At 36.0% G+C, this 16,501-nt stretch carries 16 protein-coding genes and 1 pseudogene; 8 read left to right on the top strand and 9 right to left on the bottom strand.

Translation table 11 applies throughout. The features are described from left to right. Positions 1-33 precede the first annotated feature (33 nt). From ACFIMI_RS05120 to ACFIMI_RS05100, 5 genes are all read right to left on the bottom strand, one after another. Positions 34-744, bottom strand: a complete 711-nt coding sequence (locus ACFIMI_RS05120; RefSeq protein ID WP_273791026.1) for an ABC transporter ATP-binding protein — start codon at positions 742-744, stop codon at positions 34-36. Further along, on the bottom strand, positions 731-1,513 hold the full coding sequence (locus tag ACFIMI_RS05115; protein WP_375611930.1) for an ABC transporter ATP-binding protein: 783 nt from the start codon (positions 1,511-1,513) through the stop codon (positions 731-733). Before ACFIMI_RS05115 ends, ACFIMI_RS05120 begins: the two co-directional genes overlap by 14 nt. Continuing rightward, complete coding sequence (locus ACFIMI_RS05110; RefSeq protein WP_375613416.1) at positions 1,510-2,568, bottom strand: branched-chain amino acid ABC transporter permease; 1,059 nt, start codon at positions 2,566-2,568, stop codon at positions 1,510-1,512. The genes ACFIMI_RS05115 and ACFIMI_RS05110 overlap by 4 nt, the downstream gene beginning before the upstream one ends. Further along, positions 2,568-3,644, bottom strand: a complete 1,077-nt coding sequence (locus tag ACFIMI_RS05105) for a branched-chain amino acid ABC transporter permease (protein ID WP_375611928.1) — start codon at positions 3,642-3,644, stop codon at positions 2,568-2,570. Before ACFIMI_RS05105 ends, ACFIMI_RS05110 begins: the two co-directional genes overlap by 1 nt. A 112-nt stretch (positions 3,645-3,756) precedes the next feature. Further along, on the bottom strand, positions 3,757-4,890 hold the full coding sequence (locus ACFIMI_RS05100) for an ABC transporter substrate-binding protein (RefSeq protein WP_273791030.1): 1,134 nt from the start codon (positions 4,888-4,890) through the stop codon (positions 3,757-3,759). A gap of 323 nt (positions 4,891-5,213) precedes the next feature. Here ACFIMI_RS05100 and ACFIMI_RS05095 point away from each other — a divergent pair, with 323 nt between their 5' ends. From ACFIMI_RS05095 to ACFIMI_RS05080, 4 genes are all read left to right on the top strand, one after another. Further along, entirely contained in the window at positions 5,214-5,789 is a 576-nt protein-coding gene (locus tag ACFIMI_RS05095) for a cold-shock protein (RefSeq protein ID WP_273791031.1), read from the top strand. Positions 5,790-6,039: 250 nt separating this feature from the next. After that, the gene (locus ACFIMI_RS05090; RefSeq protein ID WP_375613417.1) at positions 6,040-6,552 is read left to right on the top strand and encodes a DUF192 domain-containing protein; all 513 of its coding nucleotides are present in this window, start codon (positions 6,040-6,042) and stop codon (positions 6,550-6,552) included. Next, complete coding sequence (locus tag ACFIMI_RS05085; RefSeq protein ID WP_375613418.1) at positions 6,549-7,322, top strand: alpha/beta fold hydrolase; 774 nt, start codon at positions 6,549-6,551, stop codon at positions 7,320-7,322. Before ACFIMI_RS05090 ends, ACFIMI_RS05085 begins: the two co-directional genes overlap by 4 nt. Positions 7,323-7,942: 620 nt before the next feature. After that, complete coding sequence (locus ACFIMI_RS05080; protein WP_375611925.1) at positions 7,943-8,155, top strand: DUF3126 family protein; 213 nt, start codon at positions 7,943-7,945, stop codon at positions 8,153-8,155. 44 nt (positions 8,156-8,199) lie between these two features. Here the strand turns inward: ACFIMI_RS05080 and radC are convergent, their stop codons facing one another. From radC to sfsA, 3 genes are read right to left on the bottom strand one after another with little or no spacing between them, the layout of a single operon-like run. Beyond that, the gene (radC, locus tag ACFIMI_RS05075; RefSeq protein WP_375613419.1) at positions 8,200-8,994 is read right to left on the bottom strand and encodes a DNA repair protein RadC; all 795 of its coding nucleotides are present in this window, start codon (positions 8,992-8,994) and stop codon (positions 8,200-8,202) included. Positions 8,995-9,011: 17 nt separating this feature from the next. Beyond that, positions 9,012-9,842, bottom strand: coding sequence for a type I methionyl aminopeptidase (map, locus tag ACFIMI_RS05070; protein ID WP_375611923.1), 831 nt, complete (start codon positions 9,840-9,842; stop codon positions 9,012-9,014). Next, a complete protein-coding gene (gene sfsA, locus ACFIMI_RS05065; RefSeq protein WP_375611922.1) occupies positions 9,835-10,551 on the bottom strand; it encodes a DNA/RNA nuclease SfsA in 717 nt (238 codons plus the stop codon). Before sfsA ends, map begins: the two co-directional genes overlap by 8 nt. A gap of 302 nt (positions 10,552-10,853) precedes the next feature. On the opposite strand from sfsA, the pseudogene ACFIMI_RS05060 reads away from it, so the two are divergent. From ACFIMI_RS05060 to ttcA, 4 genes and pseudogenes are all read left to right on the top strand, one after another. Beyond that, positions 10,854-11,691 (top strand): annotated as a pseudogene (locus tag ACFIMI_RS05060) (RNA methyltransferase). Continuing rightward, the gene (gene murI / locus ACFIMI_RS05055; protein ID WP_375611921.1) at positions 11,684-12,511 is read left to right on the top strand and encodes a glutamate racemase; all 828 of its coding nucleotides are present in this window, start codon (positions 11,684-11,686) and stop codon (positions 12,509-12,511) included. Before ACFIMI_RS05060 ends, murI begins: the two are co-directional and overlap by 8 nt. 170 nt (positions 12,512-12,681) lie before the next feature. After that, positions 12,682-13,299 carry a 30S ribosomal protein S4 gene (gene rpsD / locus ACFIMI_RS05050; RefSeq protein WP_273722651.1) on the top strand — a complete coding sequence of 206 codons (618 nt, stop codon included), beginning with the start codon at positions 12,682-12,684 and terminating at the stop codon, positions 13,297-13,299. A gap of 236 nt (positions 13,300-13,535) precedes the next feature. After that, positions 13,536-14,411: a tRNA 2-thiocytidine(32) synthetase TtcA gene (gene ttcA, locus ACFIMI_RS05045; RefSeq protein WP_375628128.1), complete on the top strand. Its 876-nt coding sequence runs from the start codon at positions 13,536-13,538 to the stop codon at positions 14,409-14,411. Between the two features lie 525 nt (positions 14,412-14,936). On the opposite strand, the gene rimO is transcribed toward ttcA, so the two are convergent. After that, positions 14,937-16,250: a 30S ribosomal protein S12 methylthiotransferase RimO gene (rimO, locus tag ACFIMI_RS05040; RefSeq protein ID WP_375613421.1), complete on the bottom strand. Its 1,314-nt coding sequence runs from the start codon at positions 16,248-16,250 to the stop codon at positions 14,937-14,939. Positions 16,251-16,501 lie beyond the last annotated feature (251 nt).

Here is a 16,501-nt window from a genome sequence, read left to right as displayed (position 1 = left end):
AGGGAATGAGCTCTATTTCCTTAATTCGTAGTCTTACCCACCAAGATAGGCTTCTTTAACACGCGAATCAGAGAGCATAGTTTTTCCTTCACCGTGAAATAAAATATGTCCTACCTCTAAAATATAAGCATAGTCAGCTATGGAAAGTGCAGCAAATGCATTTTGTTCAATAAGAAGAACAGTTTTCCCCATATCATTAATTTTTCGAATAATCGAAAAAATTTCTCGAACGAGAAGTGGTGCTAACCCCAACGAGGGTTCATCTAATATGACCATATCAGGATTGCTCATGAGTGCACGGCCCACAGCAACCATCTGTTGTTCACCACCTGACATTGTTCCTCCCAACTGTTTTGCTCTTTCACGTAGGCGCGGAAAAAGGTCAAATATCCATTCAATATCACGGGAAATTCCCTGCTTATCGTGACGAATATAAGCGCCTAGATGAAGATTCTCTAAAACAGTGAGATGGGGCATGATACGTCGTCCTTCAGGGCTTAAAGCAATCCCTAATCGCAAAATCTCTTCTGGTGATTTTTTAATAATAGATTTGCCATTATAGGTAATTTCTCCATAAACAGAGCGATTAAGCCCTGTAATAGAACGTACAATACTGCTTTTTCCTGCACCATTGGCTCCAATTAAAGTGACAATACTGCCCCGCTTTATGGACATAGAAAGATTTTGGACAGCTTTAATGGCGCCATAATGAACGTAAAGATTTTTTATTTTAAGAATATCCATAAACATCTCCGCCAAGATAAGCTTCAATAACTTTAGGGTTATTACGAATTTCATCTGGTGTACCACTGGCAATGCAACAGCCATATTCCATAACCAAAATATGTTGGCAAAGCCCCATAACCACTTTCATATCGTGCTCAATAAGAAGAATTGTAAGATCAAAGTCTTTTTGCACTTTTGCTATGAATTTTCTAAGATCTTCACTTTCTTGTGGATTCATGCCAGCAACAGGTTCATCAAGAAGAAGCAATTTGGGCTTTGTGGCTAACGCACGTGCAATTTCTAGACGTCGTTGCACACCATAAGGTAAAGCTGTTGCCGATTGATTGGCAAGATGATCAAGTTGTAGCTGTTCAAGGAGCTCCAAGGAATTTTTATAAACTTCCTTCTTTTCTTTTATTGCTTTTGAAAAAAAGAGAGCTGAAGAAAACCAAGGATATTTTTGTCGAACATGCGCTCCTACCATAACATTCTGCAAAACCGTTAACCCTGAGAAAAGACGAATATTTTGAAATGTTCTGGCAATATGGCTTCTACAGATAATATAAGGAGACGCTCCAGAAATTTTTTTCTCATCAAAAAGAATGATGCCGCTTGTAGGAGCATAAAATCCAGAAATCATATTGAAAACTGTTGTTTTTCCAGCACCATTGGGACCAATTAATCCAGTAATACTTCCTCGTTTAATTGCCATATTAACATTATTTACAGCAACTAATCCGCCAAAACGCATTACAATATTATTGAGTGAAAGGATATTGTCGTTCATAGCTTTCCCTCAGTATTAGAAAGCTTTTTGCGTGTCAAAAAGCTATAAATTCCATTCCATGAAAATTCTCGTTGTCCCATTAACCCTTTTCTCCAAAACAAGATAATTACCAGCAATAAAAGAGAAAAAACAACCATACGAAGCCCTGGGGTTTCTGGAATATGTATAAAACCTAAGTCAAATGGACTTTCAATAATACGAAGCCATTCAAGCATGACTGTAATAATAATGCTGCCAATAATGCTCCCTGTAATTGAACCGAGACCACCAGCAACAACAATCATTAAAATATTAAAAGTCAGAAGAAAATTAAACATTTTTGGATCAATGGTTGAAATAAGAGCCGCCATTAATGCGCCACCTATACCTGCAAAAAATGCTCCAACAGTAAAGGAAAAACTACGGTAGAAAAAAGCATTAATTCCCATAGTTTTCGCAGCTATTTCATCATCACGAATAGCACGTAATACGTTACCAGTATTACTCTGCAGTAAGAGGACAATAAAGAGAACTGTAAATGCTAGCCAACCATAGTTCCACCATAATGTTGCATTTTGAGGTATTCCTTTGATTCCCAAAGAGCCATTTGTGAGCGATGTTGCGTTCGTAATGACAATGCGAATAATTTCCGCAAAACCTAATGTTGCAATTCCAAGATAATCGCCACCAAGACGCAATATTGGTAAAGCAATTAATAAACCTACAACAGCAGCACACAAACCACTTACGACAACAGCGATAAAAAAAGGTAACTGCAAATGATATAATGGTTCAGCAATAGGCTCAAGAATCCACATCATTTCTTTTTGTTCAGGGGAAAGAAGTAAAATTGCGCAAACATAAGCACCAATAGCCATAAATCCAGCATGTCCAAGAGAAAACATACCTGTGAAACCGTAAATCAAATTAAGCGAAATTGCCAATATCGCATTAATAGCAATCAGATTGATGATACGAAGCGTATAGTCATTAAAATGGCTATCAGCATAAAATAAAAAACCTATGAGAACTAAAACACTTATACACGATAAAACAGTTGTCGCTGACTTTGCCATTAGATTTTCTCCTGATTTCTTTTACCCATTAATCCTGTGGGCAATATCAATAGAATCAGAATCAATAAAATGAAAGCGAAGGCATCTCGATATCCAGATAGCGCGGGGAAAAATGCGATAATCATAATTTCAATAAACCCTAATAACAATCCTCCCAACATTGCTCCTGGTATCGAACCAATACCTCCGATAACAGCAGCAATAAATGCTTTGAGACCAGGAAGAACACCCATATAAGGCTGAATTTGAGGATAACGTAAAGACCACATAATGCCTGCTATGGCGGCAAGAGCTGAGCCTATTCCAAATGTAAACGCAATAACTTTATTGACAGACACACCCATCAAACGTGTTGTTTCAATATCATGGGAGATTGCGCGCATAGCAAGACCCGGTTTTGTTTTATGGATAATCCATAATAGTAATAAAATAAGAATTAATGACACAAAGGGAACGATCAGAGACATGGGAGCAATTCTGATGATACCATCTGCTCCTGATCCTAGATGCCATAAAAATGGTGTTACAAGAAAGTCTGGCTGTTGTACACCTTTCGGAACACCACTAAAGAGTACAGTAGCAAGGTTTTCAATAAAAAAAGAAACACCAATTGCACCGATAAGTGCCGAAATACGCGGAGCATGGCGTAGAGGTTTATAAGCAAATTGATCAACAGCAACACCCACAGCACTTGTAATAAAAATGGAAAAACAAAGAGCTAAAACCCAAATCGGTGTAAAGTCTTGCGGGGAAATTTTAAAATAATAAACAAATCCTAGCGCAAGAATTAAAAAAGCAGCAATCCAATAAATTGGAGGACGCCTTTTAAAGCCTATAAAGACCGAATAATAAACAAGAGCAGCAAGGAACAAAAGAAGAAAAGCTGCCCAAGCAGGCATAAAGCCAATTGTGGAAAAGAAAACAAAATATGCTCCCAGCATAAAGATATCACCGTGAGCAAAATTAATGAGTCTCAGTATACCGTAGACCATGGTGTAGCCAATAGCAATAAGCCCATAAAGAGATCCCAATGCCAGTGCATTAAAAAAGTACTGGATGAACATTTCAGTGCTCATCTCTCATCCTTCCACATTTGTTAATTTACATAGGACAATAAGAAATTTCTAAATTTGGTTGAGAAAAAAATCCTCAACCAATTCTTGCATTTTAGTAAGTAAAACTTTTTAATTAAAAAGCAGGTTTAACTTCTTCTAAATAAACACGTTTTCCATCCTGTATTTTAATGATACCAATAGGAATTTTAGGGTTATGATTTTCATCCATTGACATATCCCCAAAGGGGGTAGGAAAATCTTTTAATTGGCTAAGTGCGATAGTAATTTTTTCACGATCAGTGCTACCAGCATTTTCAATAGCCTTCATGAACATCATATAACTCGTGTATCCCAAAACAGAATTGATATTTGGCTCTTTGTCTGGGTAAGCTTTTTTCCATTCTTTTGTGAATTCTTGCGCAGCTACTGACATATTTGGCATATCCTCACTATAGGGAAGTGTCGTATGTAAGAAACCTTCTGCAGCTTTTCCTGCAATCGTAATGGTTTCTGGATTATCCATAGCATCTCCACCCATAATTTGAAACTTAGCCCCTAATTCTCGTGCTTGTTTCATGATGATAGCACCTTCAGAAAAGTAAGATGGAATGAATAAGATATCAGGTTTCTGGGCGATAATTTGCGTGAGAACAGCTGAAAAGTCCTGATCCCCAGAATTATAATTTAAATTTGAGATAACTTCACCACCTAATTTTTTGAAAGCACGCGTAAAATAACTTGCAAGACCAATAGCATAATCGCTTGAAATATCTTTAAGGATAGCAGCCTTTTTTGCGTGTAAAGTTTGGCTTACATAAGTTGCGATTCCTACTCCTTGATAGGAATCAATAAAGCAAGCACGAAAGTAATATTTTTTACCCTGTGTAACAAGGGGACTTGTTGAGGACGTTGCAATGGTTGGAGTCTTTGCCTTTTCAGATATTTCACCACCTGCTAACGAAAGTGAAGAACCATAGCTACCAATGATTCCACTCACTTTTTCACTTGCTGTTAAACGCATAACAGCATTAGCCGCTTCTACTTTATCAGATTTATTATCAATAATAACAAGTTCCACTTTACGTCCTAAAATTTCTGGAACTTTTTTATGGGCTAATTCTATACCTCTAATTTCAAGCTGACCTCCAAATGCATTTTGACCACTTAATGGAAGATAAACACCAATCTTAATAGGTTCACTCGCATAAACATTTGCTGTAAATGCCATAAATGCTGCGATTATCGTAAGGATTTTCTTCAATTGCATTGCGCATTTTCCTTAATTGAATTGTCGTTTTTTCACCTTATATTGAACTTCTTCATCATGCAAGTTACACATTAATCAAAATATCATTATGTAAAAAAACTTTTATATGACCTCTTTTGTAGGGCACTCCTTGTAAGGTATGTAAAGTGTACAATCAAATAGTTTTATAAATATTCATGTTGATATTCTCTGACATTAACATAGAAGATACGACAATGTGGGGAAATCTTATCTTGGGGCTTGCGTGTTGATACAAGAGCAATGTTTACTTAAACCTAGAGAATCAATATCGTACAATTTACAAGCTACAGGATCACGTTATTATGACGAGTAAGGATGCATTAAAGGATTGTTCCCCATCTGAGGATAGTATAGGTGCTTGTGGGGAGATTATCGAAATCAGTGGTGTCATTAAGTGGTTTGATGGTAGTAAGGGGTATGGATTTATTGTACCTGATTTACCTCATTTTCCAGATATATTATTGCATGTTACGGTAATGCGAAGGGATGGTTTTCAAACAGCTTTAGAGGGAGCTAAAGTCATTTGTGCTGTGGAAAAAACTGAACGAGGGTTAAAGTGCGTTCAGGTGAAATCCATAGATTGTTCTTCAGCAATTCATCCATCAGAAGTTCCTGCCCGTACCCATGTTGTTGTTACTCCAGAAAGTGGACTAGAACGAGCAATTGTTAAATGGTTTAATCGTGACAAAGGATACGGTTTTCTTAGCCGAGGGCAAGGAACAGAAGATATTTTTATTCATATGGAAACATTGCGCCGTTTTGGTTTAGCAGAGCTTCGTTCCGGCCAAGTTGTTCTTGTACGTTTTGGTAAAGGAGAAAAAGGTTTAATGACAGCAGAGATTTATCCGGACATAGGCATTCCTTTAGCTACGCATTGAATTTCACGAGTGAAATCAGTGTGTTTTCTATATTTTTAAAGATGGTTATTCCGTAAATTGCTATAGAGGTAGATTTTTAAAGAAAATATGGCTCTCGTTAATCCATAAACCAAATGAAGAAAATTTCGCATATTACGTTGAAAAAAACTAGAAAATAACAAGGAAGCAATCCTCTTTTTTTTGACTTTTAAACTCTGGTACTTTTTATTTTAGAAACAAAATTTAAAATTTTTCTGTGGTGGAGACAAGAATGTTAAAGCCTTTTAAAAAGGGGTATATTGTTTTATTGGTGATGCTTTTTATGTTAGATATGCGTGTTGTTGTAGCAAAGGAGCCCATAGAGATTCCTGTGCATCCGATTCCTTTAGAAATACATACAAAGCAAGGTCCGGTTTTTTATAAGGTAGAGATTGCTTTTACGCCATCTCAAGCGGCAGCTGGTTTAATGTATCGAACTGATTTTCCACGCGATCGTGCAATGCTCTTTAAGCAGCTAAAAAGTTATCCATCGGGAGATGAGCAGAAAATTTTTATGTGGATGGCAAATACGCCTTTACCTTTAGATATGATTTTCTTAAACTCTGAGGGAATTATTGTATCGATTATTGAAAATACTTCTCCATTTTCAACAAATACCATTTCATCAGAAGTTCCTGCAGCTTTTGCACTTGAAATTAATGCTGGTGAAGTTTCTGAAAAACAGATACAAAAAGGACAACGTGTTATTCATCCTGTACTTTGTGGAAAGTGCAATAAAAAATGACCGCTGAAGATATTCGTTTTTTTGAATATAATGGTTTGCGATTTGCTTATCGAGAAGAAGGACAAGGCGCTCCTGTTTTGTTGATCCATGGTTTTGGATCTTCTGCACGGGTGAATTGGTATGCAACAGGTTGGTTTCGTATTCTCACGGAAGCAGGATATCGTGTTATTGCTCTTGATAATCGCGGTCACGGAGATTCAGTTAAAAGTTATGATCCTATCTTTTATACACCTCAAGCTATGGCTGGCGACGCAGTAAAGTTACTGCAGCATTTAGAGTTATCTAAAGCCCATGTTATGGGATATTCTATGGGGGCTCGTATTAGTGCTTTCATGGCTCTTTTGCATCCAACATATGTACACAGTGTTATTTTTGGTGGTTTAGGTATTGGTATGGTGACGGGAGCAGGAAATTGGGAGCCCGTTGCTGAGGCCCTTTTAGCAGAAGATATTTCCACTATTACCAATACGCGCGGTTTAATGTTCCGTAAATTTGCAGATCAAACGAAAAGCGATAGGCGTGCTCTTGCTGCTTGTATCATTACATCAAAACAGGAGTTAACGGCGTCTGAAGTTTACAAAATCAAACAACCAGCACTTGTTGCCGTTGGTTCATTAGATGAAATTGGCGGTGATGCAGAGCCATTGGCAGCCTTGTTGCCTTGTGGTGAAGCTTTATCAATTCCTGATCGAGATCATATGCTTGCTGTAGGCGATAAAGTTTATAAAAAAGGCGTTATCGATTTTCTTTCTCGTTATCCTATAAAATAAGAACTCTTCATAGCTTTTAGAATTTACAGAAATACCCAATATTTTTATTTCGTATAAATTGAAAAAAGCTTATTAAAAAATCTTTCTGTTATGACGTAAGTTTTTATAAAAAATGAAAAGAAAAATAAACTCTTATTAGCTTATTTTGTATATTTTCCAGAGAGGTAATTCTTCTAAGATTAGATAATTATACTTTAAAGGTTATTAAAAAGAATTATTTTCGAATGATGTAATAAATATTTTTTGCTAAAAAATGTAGTTTTAAATAAAAAAATATTTTTATTTGTATTTTTTATAAAATAAACAAAATTATAAATTATTGATCAATTTATTCTTACGAATATGCATTTTAAATACAGATGCTAAAATTGGAGATAAAGTAAAATTATTAAAAATATACAGTTTTTTTTTGCCATTTTTTAATCTATACGGGTATATTTAATAATGATAGACTCCTTTTGTAAACGTTCTTTATGAATGTATAAAGAACGTTGTGAATATATGTAATATTAAGTAAATATTCAGATTATGCTTTTTTACTGACTTTACAGAATCATAAGAGTGTCTTATTTGCACGACACGCAATTATTTTAATCGTTTCAAAAAAACAGGAGAGCATAGTGAATGCTGATGAAATAAAAAAACTTGATAATTATTTTAGAAATATATTCCAAAACTCAGCATTGCAAGTCAGAGCACGGCCTAAAAAGAGTGATTCTTGTGAGGTTTATATGGGAGATGAGTTTTTAGGCATTATCTATCGAGATGAAGATGAAGATGAGCTCTCCTATAATTTCTCAATGGCTATATTAGATATTGATTTAGAAAATTGATTCGTTATTCATAGTTGAATGAAGTCTTTTTTATCCCATAAGATTTATATAAGTTTTAACGCTTTAAAACTCGTATGGTTATTTCGTGCAATAATAAGATGGTCATGGATAATAATGCCTAATGCATTTGCTGCATCTTTTAATCTATATGTCATTGTTATATCTGCATTAGAGGGGGTGGAATCGCCAGAAGGGTGATTGTGGACTAAGATAAGTCCTGATGCGGATAACTCTAAAGCTCGAGAAATAACTTCACGAGGATAAACAGGGGTATGATCAATGGTTCCAGTTTGTTGCACCTCATCAGCAAGTAAGCCGTTTTTCTTATCAAGAAACAAAATACGAAACTGTTCACGTGTTTCGTGAGCCATAACAGCTTTACAATACGCTAACACTTTATCCCATGATGAAAAAATATCGCGCTTAAACAATTGCGCACGAGCAAGACGTCCAGCAACATCTGAAATAATTTTTAAATCAACTGCAGTGGCGGGACCACATCCTGGAATTTCTTGAAGTCGGTGAATATCCGCTCCCAACACATCAGCTAATGAACCAAAACGCGCTATCAAATTTTTAGCTATGGGTTTTGTGTTTGCACGGGGTATTGTGCGAAAAAGCAATAATTCAAGATATTCATAATCTTCAATTGCATTTCCTTTTGACTTTAAATAGCGCTTCCGAAGACGTTCACGATGGCCTTGATAATGTTTATGAAGCTGTGCGTTTTTCTGAGGCTCTTCACTTTTTCTTTCTGATACTGGGGTGAGTGGAGAACTCGATGTTAATGCAAAGTGATTACTTTGAGTATCTTCCTTTTGATTTAATTTTTTAGCCATAACATCTCTACATTGCGTTAGGTATGGGAATTTGGAATATAAAAAATATTTTTAGGAGATTGTGTAAATATTTCATACCCTTCATTTGTAACACCAATTGTATGTTCATATTGTGCTGTCAGAGAGCGGTCACGGGTAACAGCAGTCCAACCGTCAGATAAAATCTTAACTTGTGGTTTACCAAGGTTAATCATAGGCTCAATTGTAAACATCATACCTTGTTTTAATTCAACTCCTTCTCCAGGATTTCCATAATGGAGAATATTGGGAGCATCATGAAAAAGCTGGCCGATACCATGTCCGCAAAAATCTCTCACAATTGAACAGCGTTCAGATTCTGCATACTGTTGAATGGCTGCCCCAATATCACCTGTCGTTGCTCCAGGCTTAACGACAGCGATTCCTTGCATAAGACTTTCATAGGTTATTTTTAGCAAGCGTTCTGCGGCACGCCTAATTTTTCCAACAGGATACATTCGGCTTGAATCCCCATGCCAACCATCAAGGATAAAGGTTACATCAACATTTACAATATCACCTTCTTGCAAAGGTCTTTTATTGGGAATGCCATGGCAGACAACGTGATTGATAGATGTACAGCATGAATGGCTGTATCCATGATAATTTAGATCAGCAGGAAGTGCTCCTCGCTTAGCTCCAAAAATAAATACAAAATCATCTATTTCTTGCGTAGTAACGCCCGGCTTAATAATATCTGTAAGCGCATCAAGGCATTCTGCAGCAATACGACCAACTTCACGCATTTTAGCAAAAGCATAATCATCGAAAATGCGGATTTTTCCATTAAATTTTAAAGGGATTTTATTATATTCGATATACTCAGTCATTGTTTCTTCTATTTTCTATTTTTACTCTCTGAATCGGAAAAATGCCTTCTACACTTACATGACACTTTACAGCATAACATTCTACTCCTGATTTTAATGCTAAATCAAACTTACGTCCATAGAGTGGATCAAGATCATGACAAATTGTAAAAGCTGAGCAATCTTCTCGTTGAATAATATAAAGCATAGCAGCTCGTTTTCCTTGTTGTACAACTCCTATGAGCTCATCAAGGTGACGTGCACCACGTTTTGTTTCGCTATCAGGAAATTCTGCTAATCCTTTCTGACGAATAAAATGAACATTTTTGACTTCTAGGTAACAATCAGGAAGAATGTCATCACGTAAAAGAAAGTCAATTCGTGATTGTGTCCCATAGCGTTGTTCTTTTAAAATTGTTTTATATCCATTTAATTCTGGTAGTAATCCGTTTTGAATTGCTTCTAACGCAAGTTTATTGGGTAAAGAAGTATTAATACCAACCAAAGTATTATCGGCTTCAATAATTTCTAATTGATAGGCATATTTTCGTTTGATGTTGTTATGATAAGAAAGCCAAATATTGGTGTTGAAAGCTGTTAATCCAAGCATTGATCCTGTATTAGGTACAGACACGGTGAGGACATGCTGATCATCTTGTTGAACATCCGCAAGGAAACGTTTATAACGACGGATAAGCTTTGCAGGAAAAAGTTTGGGAATAAAGTGCATATCCCTTTTTTAGGATTTATGATTTCATAATTCAACTGAGATTATGATTTATAGGGGCTGTTCCCTATTAAAAAAGATAAAATTGATGTAAAAAACGCTACGATATCTTATATAAATTGTTATAAATTCCATCGTTCACTTTAATGGCTTTTAAAATTTATTATTAGGTTTAGAAACTATTATCTTTGAATGAAAAGATAGATTATCTATAATTTATTATTAAACAGCATTAGAGTATTGTGAAAAAGGTTTCGTAAAAATAGTGGAGAGGGAGATAGTTTAAGTGAAACTAGGTAAAATTGATGGCAGGAACGAATAGGAATCGTGAAAATTTAACAAATGGTCCCATTATTATTTTAGTTGAACCGCAGCTTCCTGAAAACATTGGTATGGTCGCAAGGGCAATGGCAAATTTTGGGCTTTCTAAGCTTCGATTAGTCAATCCTCGAGAGATGTTTCCAAATGAAAAAGCTAGAGCTGCTGCGAGTAAAGCTGATCATGTCATTAACAATGCTGTGATTTTTAACACATTGCGTGATTCAATTGCAGATTTACACTATGTTTTTGCCACAACAGCACGTGAAAGATGTGGATTTAAAACTGTAAAAAGTGCTGTCGAAGCAGCAAGCGTATTACGTCAGCGTGAAAGTATCGGACATAAGACCGGGATTGTCTTTGGAAGAGAGAGATGGGGACTAGAAAATGATGAAATCAGCCTTGTTGATGAAATTATTACTTTTCCAGTTAATCCTGCTTTTGCGTCACTTAATATTGCGCAAGCGGTTCTTTTAATGTCTTACGAATGGATGAAAGCTGGTTTAGAGAATGTCAGCGATACGGCATTTCGTGCAGCAGAGATGGAACCTGCAAATAAAACAATATTCCATGGTTTTTTATCTCAGTTAGAAGAGGCTTTGAATATCCGTGGGTATTTTAGACCACCAGAACGTAAAGAAGTAATGCTTGCAAATTTGCGCTCTGTTTTTACGCGCGCTAACTTTAGTGAACCTGAGGTTCGTTTATTGCGAGGCATTATATCTTCTTTGGATCATTTTTCGCCACAATATCCACGGGGGAGTAGAGCACCGGAAGAGCGTGATCGTAAAAAAGTTAAAAATAAGTGTGAAAACTAATGGATGAACGACCTGTTCTTTTTTTTGATAGCGGTATTGGTGGTTTAACAGTGTTCAGGGAGGCGCGTATTCTTATCCCTGACATGCAATTTATCTATGTTGCTGATGATGCAGGATTTCCTTATGGAAATTGGAAAGAAAATATTTTGAAAGAGCGTATTTTGAAGATTTTTACAAATCTTTTAACACGTTACAATCCAGCTTTATGTGTAATTGCTTGCAACACTGTTTCTACACTGATGATAGCAGATTTACGACAGAATTTTCCTCATGTCCCTTTTGTAGGAACAGTTCCTGCAATTAAATCAGCTGCTGAACAAACAAAATCTGGTTTTATTTCCGTATTAGCGACTCCTGGAACAGTTAAACGTGCTTATACAAATGAATTAATTAACTCTTTTGCTGGACAGTGTCATGTTCAGCTTGTGGGAAGTAAAAAGCTGGCTGGACTTGCTGAAGATTATTTACGGGGAAAATCTATCGATTCAGAAGAGTTAAGAAAAGAAATCTTGCCATGTTTTGTGGAAAAAAATGGACAATATACGGATGTTATTGTTTTAGCCTGCACACATTATCCTTTTTTGATTAATTTCTTTCGTGAACATGCTTTATGGTCCGTTGAGTGGATTGATCCGGCGAAAGCGATCGCCAAACATATCAGATCTTTATTACCATTGTCGGGAAAGATACACCATCAATATATAAAGAAATATCAAGATTTTGCGTTGTTGACATCGAAAAATATCACTTCTTTAACGGAGAATTTGTTTAAAGGATTTGGCTTAAAACTCATGAAAGGAGTTGACTTTGGGTTACGAGACCAATAATGATGATCTAGCTATTTTTTCAAGAAAATAGCATTAATTGACGTGTCCCGTGGATAACTTTGCATATTGATATGTTAAGGTGTTCTGTCAGTCTTTAGTATTTAAAGGCAGAGGAGGGCGCGTTTCCTTGGGGTCTTAAGATCTCGTGTTTTATTTTATAAGGAAATGCGATGAGTAAACGTGAAACAACAAAGTATAAAATTGACCGTCGTATGGGAGAAAATATTTGGGGGCGTCCAAAATCTCCTGTCAATCGTCGTGATTATGGTCCAGGTCAGCATGGACAGCGTCGTAAAGGAAAACTTTCTGACTATGGGGTTCAGTTGCGCGCTAAACAGAAATTGAAAGGGTTTTATGGAGATATTTCAGAAAAACAATTTCATAAAACCTACGAAGAGGCAGCTCGTCGACGGGGCGATACTGGCGAAAATCTTATCGGTCTGTTAGAATCACGTTTGGATGCTGTTGTTTATCGTGCAAAATTCGTACCTACGATTTTTGCTTCTCGCCAATTTATCAATCACGGTCATGTTAATGTCAATGGGCGGCGCACAAACATTCAATCTTATCGTTGTAAACCCGGTGATGTTATTGAGGTTCGGGAAAAATCGAAACAACTTGTTTTAGTGTTAGAATCAGTGCAATTGGCAGAACGTGATGTCCCTGATTATATTGAAGCAGATCATAAACAGATGAAAGCAACCTTTACACGTATTCCTGCTTTTGCAGATGTTCCTTATGCTGTGCAAATGGAACCTAATCTGGTTGTTGAATTTTATTCTCGATAATTTTTCTGTAAGAGAAATTGTTTCTCTCTTCTATTATGATAACTTCAAAATTAAGTTCTTTTTGTAAATGGTTCTATATTAAGTTTATTGCTATGTTTTATAGTCATAAATTTGTATAGTTCCATTTCTTTTTTGTGTATCTAATTTATAAATTCAAAAAACATAAATGTAAGCTTGCTTTAATATTTGTTTTTATCTTTGCAAAACGAGCCGTTTATTGTGCAGGATATGGTATTATGAATGATGTTTCAGTTGAATATCAGGCAATAGAAGAAAACAAAGGGAGAGATGATCCTTTAATAAGCGAAGCAGATAATTGTCATCCAATGTTTCGTGTTGCTCCTTCAAGCGTAGAATTTAATAAATTGCGCAAACGACTTTTACGTCATATGCGACAAGCTTTGGATGATTTTTCTATGCTCTCTACAGGGAAAAAATGGCTTGTTGCTTTATCGGGTGGAAAAGACTCTTATGGTTTATTAGCGCTTCTTTTAGACTTAAAGTGGCGAGGTCTTTTATCCGTTGAAATTCTAGCCTGTAATCTTGATCAAGGGCACCCAGGATTTCCTAAGCATATTCTTCCAGACTTTTTAAGTTCTTATAAAATTCCATATCGTATTGAATATCAGGATACTTATTCCATTGTTACAGATAAATTGGCAGAGTCGCAGACATATTGTTCACTTTGTTCTCGATTACGACGTGGTAATCTCTATCGTATTGCACGTGAAGAGGGATGTTCTGCATTAGTTTTAGGTCATCATCGTGATGATGTTTTAGAAACATTTTTTATGAATTTGTTTCACGGTGGCCGATTAGCTGCCATGCCTGGAAAACTTAAAAATGATGAAGGAGATCTTTTTGTATTACGTCCTCTTGTTTATGCTGCTGAGGAAGATATGGAAAAATTTTCTCAAGAAATGCAATTTCCAATTATTCCTTGTAATCTTTGCGGTAGTCAAGATGGATTACAACGTAATGCAATGAAAGAAATGCTGAAAAATATAGAAAGACAAATGCCAGGACGTAAAGATACGATGATTCGCGCTTTAACAAATGTACGCCCAAGTCATTTGCTTGATAAGAAATTCTTTGATTTTAAAACGTGTTAATAAAAATTAGATATTTTAAAAATAAGTTTAAAGAGTTTAAGATAAGATACTTATTTATAATGATAATTTATTTTTTTCATTTAAATATCGTCAGATTGTTTTGTTTCAAATTCTCTTATATTGCTTCCATAAAAAATATCCGTTTGCATATCACAAAGGAAATTCTTGTGTGCATAAAACACTCTTGAAAAAAGTTTCCTTTCACTAACCAATGACTGTCGCAATATCAAAAATAGGAAAATAGTACGGTTGTCGATTTGCTCTTTTGTTAATTAAAAATGGTGTACCTTGTGGATTTTATTTTATTCTGTTGCGCCGCCGTCACCGTCATTTAAGGCATTAAATTAAGAGAATATATAACTGCTTGGTATTTTGGGAGTGTATAGCAAACACTCAGAGTAAGGATTGCTCGTAAATTCTCATGAAGTGAGTTACATGATCGGTTCTTGTTATGAAAAATCGCTTTTTTATAAACCAATGCTGATAGAAATCTTCATCATTGAGGACAGAGAAGGAGTTAAATTTTTAAACAGCTATACCATAAAGGTCATAGGCATCCGATTGTTCGATTTTAACGGTGACAAATTCACCAACACGCAGTGGGCGTCGTGATGATATATGGACAACACCATCTATTTCTGGAGCATCGTACTGACTCCGTCCTTTGGCAACTTTTCCTTGACTTTCATCAATAAGAACTTGGAGTCTTTTTCCAATTTTTTTCTTTAAAAGATGTGTAGAAATTTGTTGTTGTTTTGCCATAAAACGATGCCAGCGGTTTTCTTTTACCTCTTCAGGAATATTTTCTAATCCCAAATCATTTGCGGCAGCTCCTTTTACTTCTTCATATTTAAAGCACCCAGCGCGTTCAATTTTTGCTTCTTCTAGCCATTCTAGAAGAATATTAAAATCTTCATTCGTTTCACCAGGAAAACCAACAATAAATGTTGATCGCAAAGTAAGATCTGGACAGATTTTCCGCCATTTTTCAATTCTACGGTTTGTTTTTTCCATAAGTGCGGGACGCTTCATGTGACGCAAAACAGCCGGTGATGCATGCTGAAAAGGAATATCCAGATAAGGAAGAATTTTTTTTGCAGCCATAAGTTCGATAACTTCATCAACATGGGGATAAGGATAAACGTAATGCATACGTACCCAAATACCCATATCGCCTAGTTCGCGACAAAGATCAAAGAATTTCGTTTTGATTGTACGATCTTTCCAAGAATTTTCGAGATATTTAAGATCAACACCATAAGCACTCGTATCTTGTGAAATAACCAAAAGTTCTTTTACACCCGCTTGCACGAGTTTTTCAGCTTCACGAAGAACATCGCTGATGGGACGTGAAGTGAGATCACCACGCAGAGTAGGGATGATACAAAAACTACACTGGTTAGAGCATCCTTCAGAAATCTTTAAGTAGGCGTAATGGCGAGGTGTTAAACGAATACCTTGGGGAGGAACTAAATCAAGAAAAGGATCATGAACAGGAGGAATTGCTGTATGAACAGCTTCTATAACGCTTTCATAAGCTTGCGGTCTTGTAATAGCCAATACATTAGGATATGTTTGGCGAATAGCATCAGGATCAGCACCGAGACACCCTGTTACAATAACTTTTCCATTTTTTTTAAGAGCTTCATCAATATTGGCTAATGATTCTTTCCTTGCCGAGTCAAGAAAACCACAGGTATTCACAATAACGACATCAGCTCCTTGATGTTGACGTGAAATTTCATACCCTTCAGAGCGAAGGCGTGTAATAATTCGCTCAGAATCTACGAGTGCTTTTGGGCATCCGAGGGAGACAAAACTAATACGAGGTGCTACCATGATGATCCTACAATTACTATGAATGATTCAGTTACGTTTTTATTAACTTAAAAATAATGTTCTTTATTTTTATACCTATGCAATACAGTCTGTTACAAAGTTATTTGATTTTTTTCTACAAAATTTTATGTGTTTTTATGCATGCATACAATTTTGTCTTATTATATCGCAAAATTCCATCATTGAGGACGAGGATATAAGGCTGCTTTCTTAAAAGCATTCAAGTTCTTTTCAAAGTACGTGGTGAATAT

Origin of the sequence: Bartonella sp. AP4SXKL (assembly GCF_042195845.1) — a bacterium.
Lineage (GTDB): Bacteria > Pseudomonadota > Alphaproteobacteria > Rhizobiales > Rhizobiaceae > Bartonella.
This window is presented reverse-complemented; position numbering and strand designations above follow the sequence as displayed.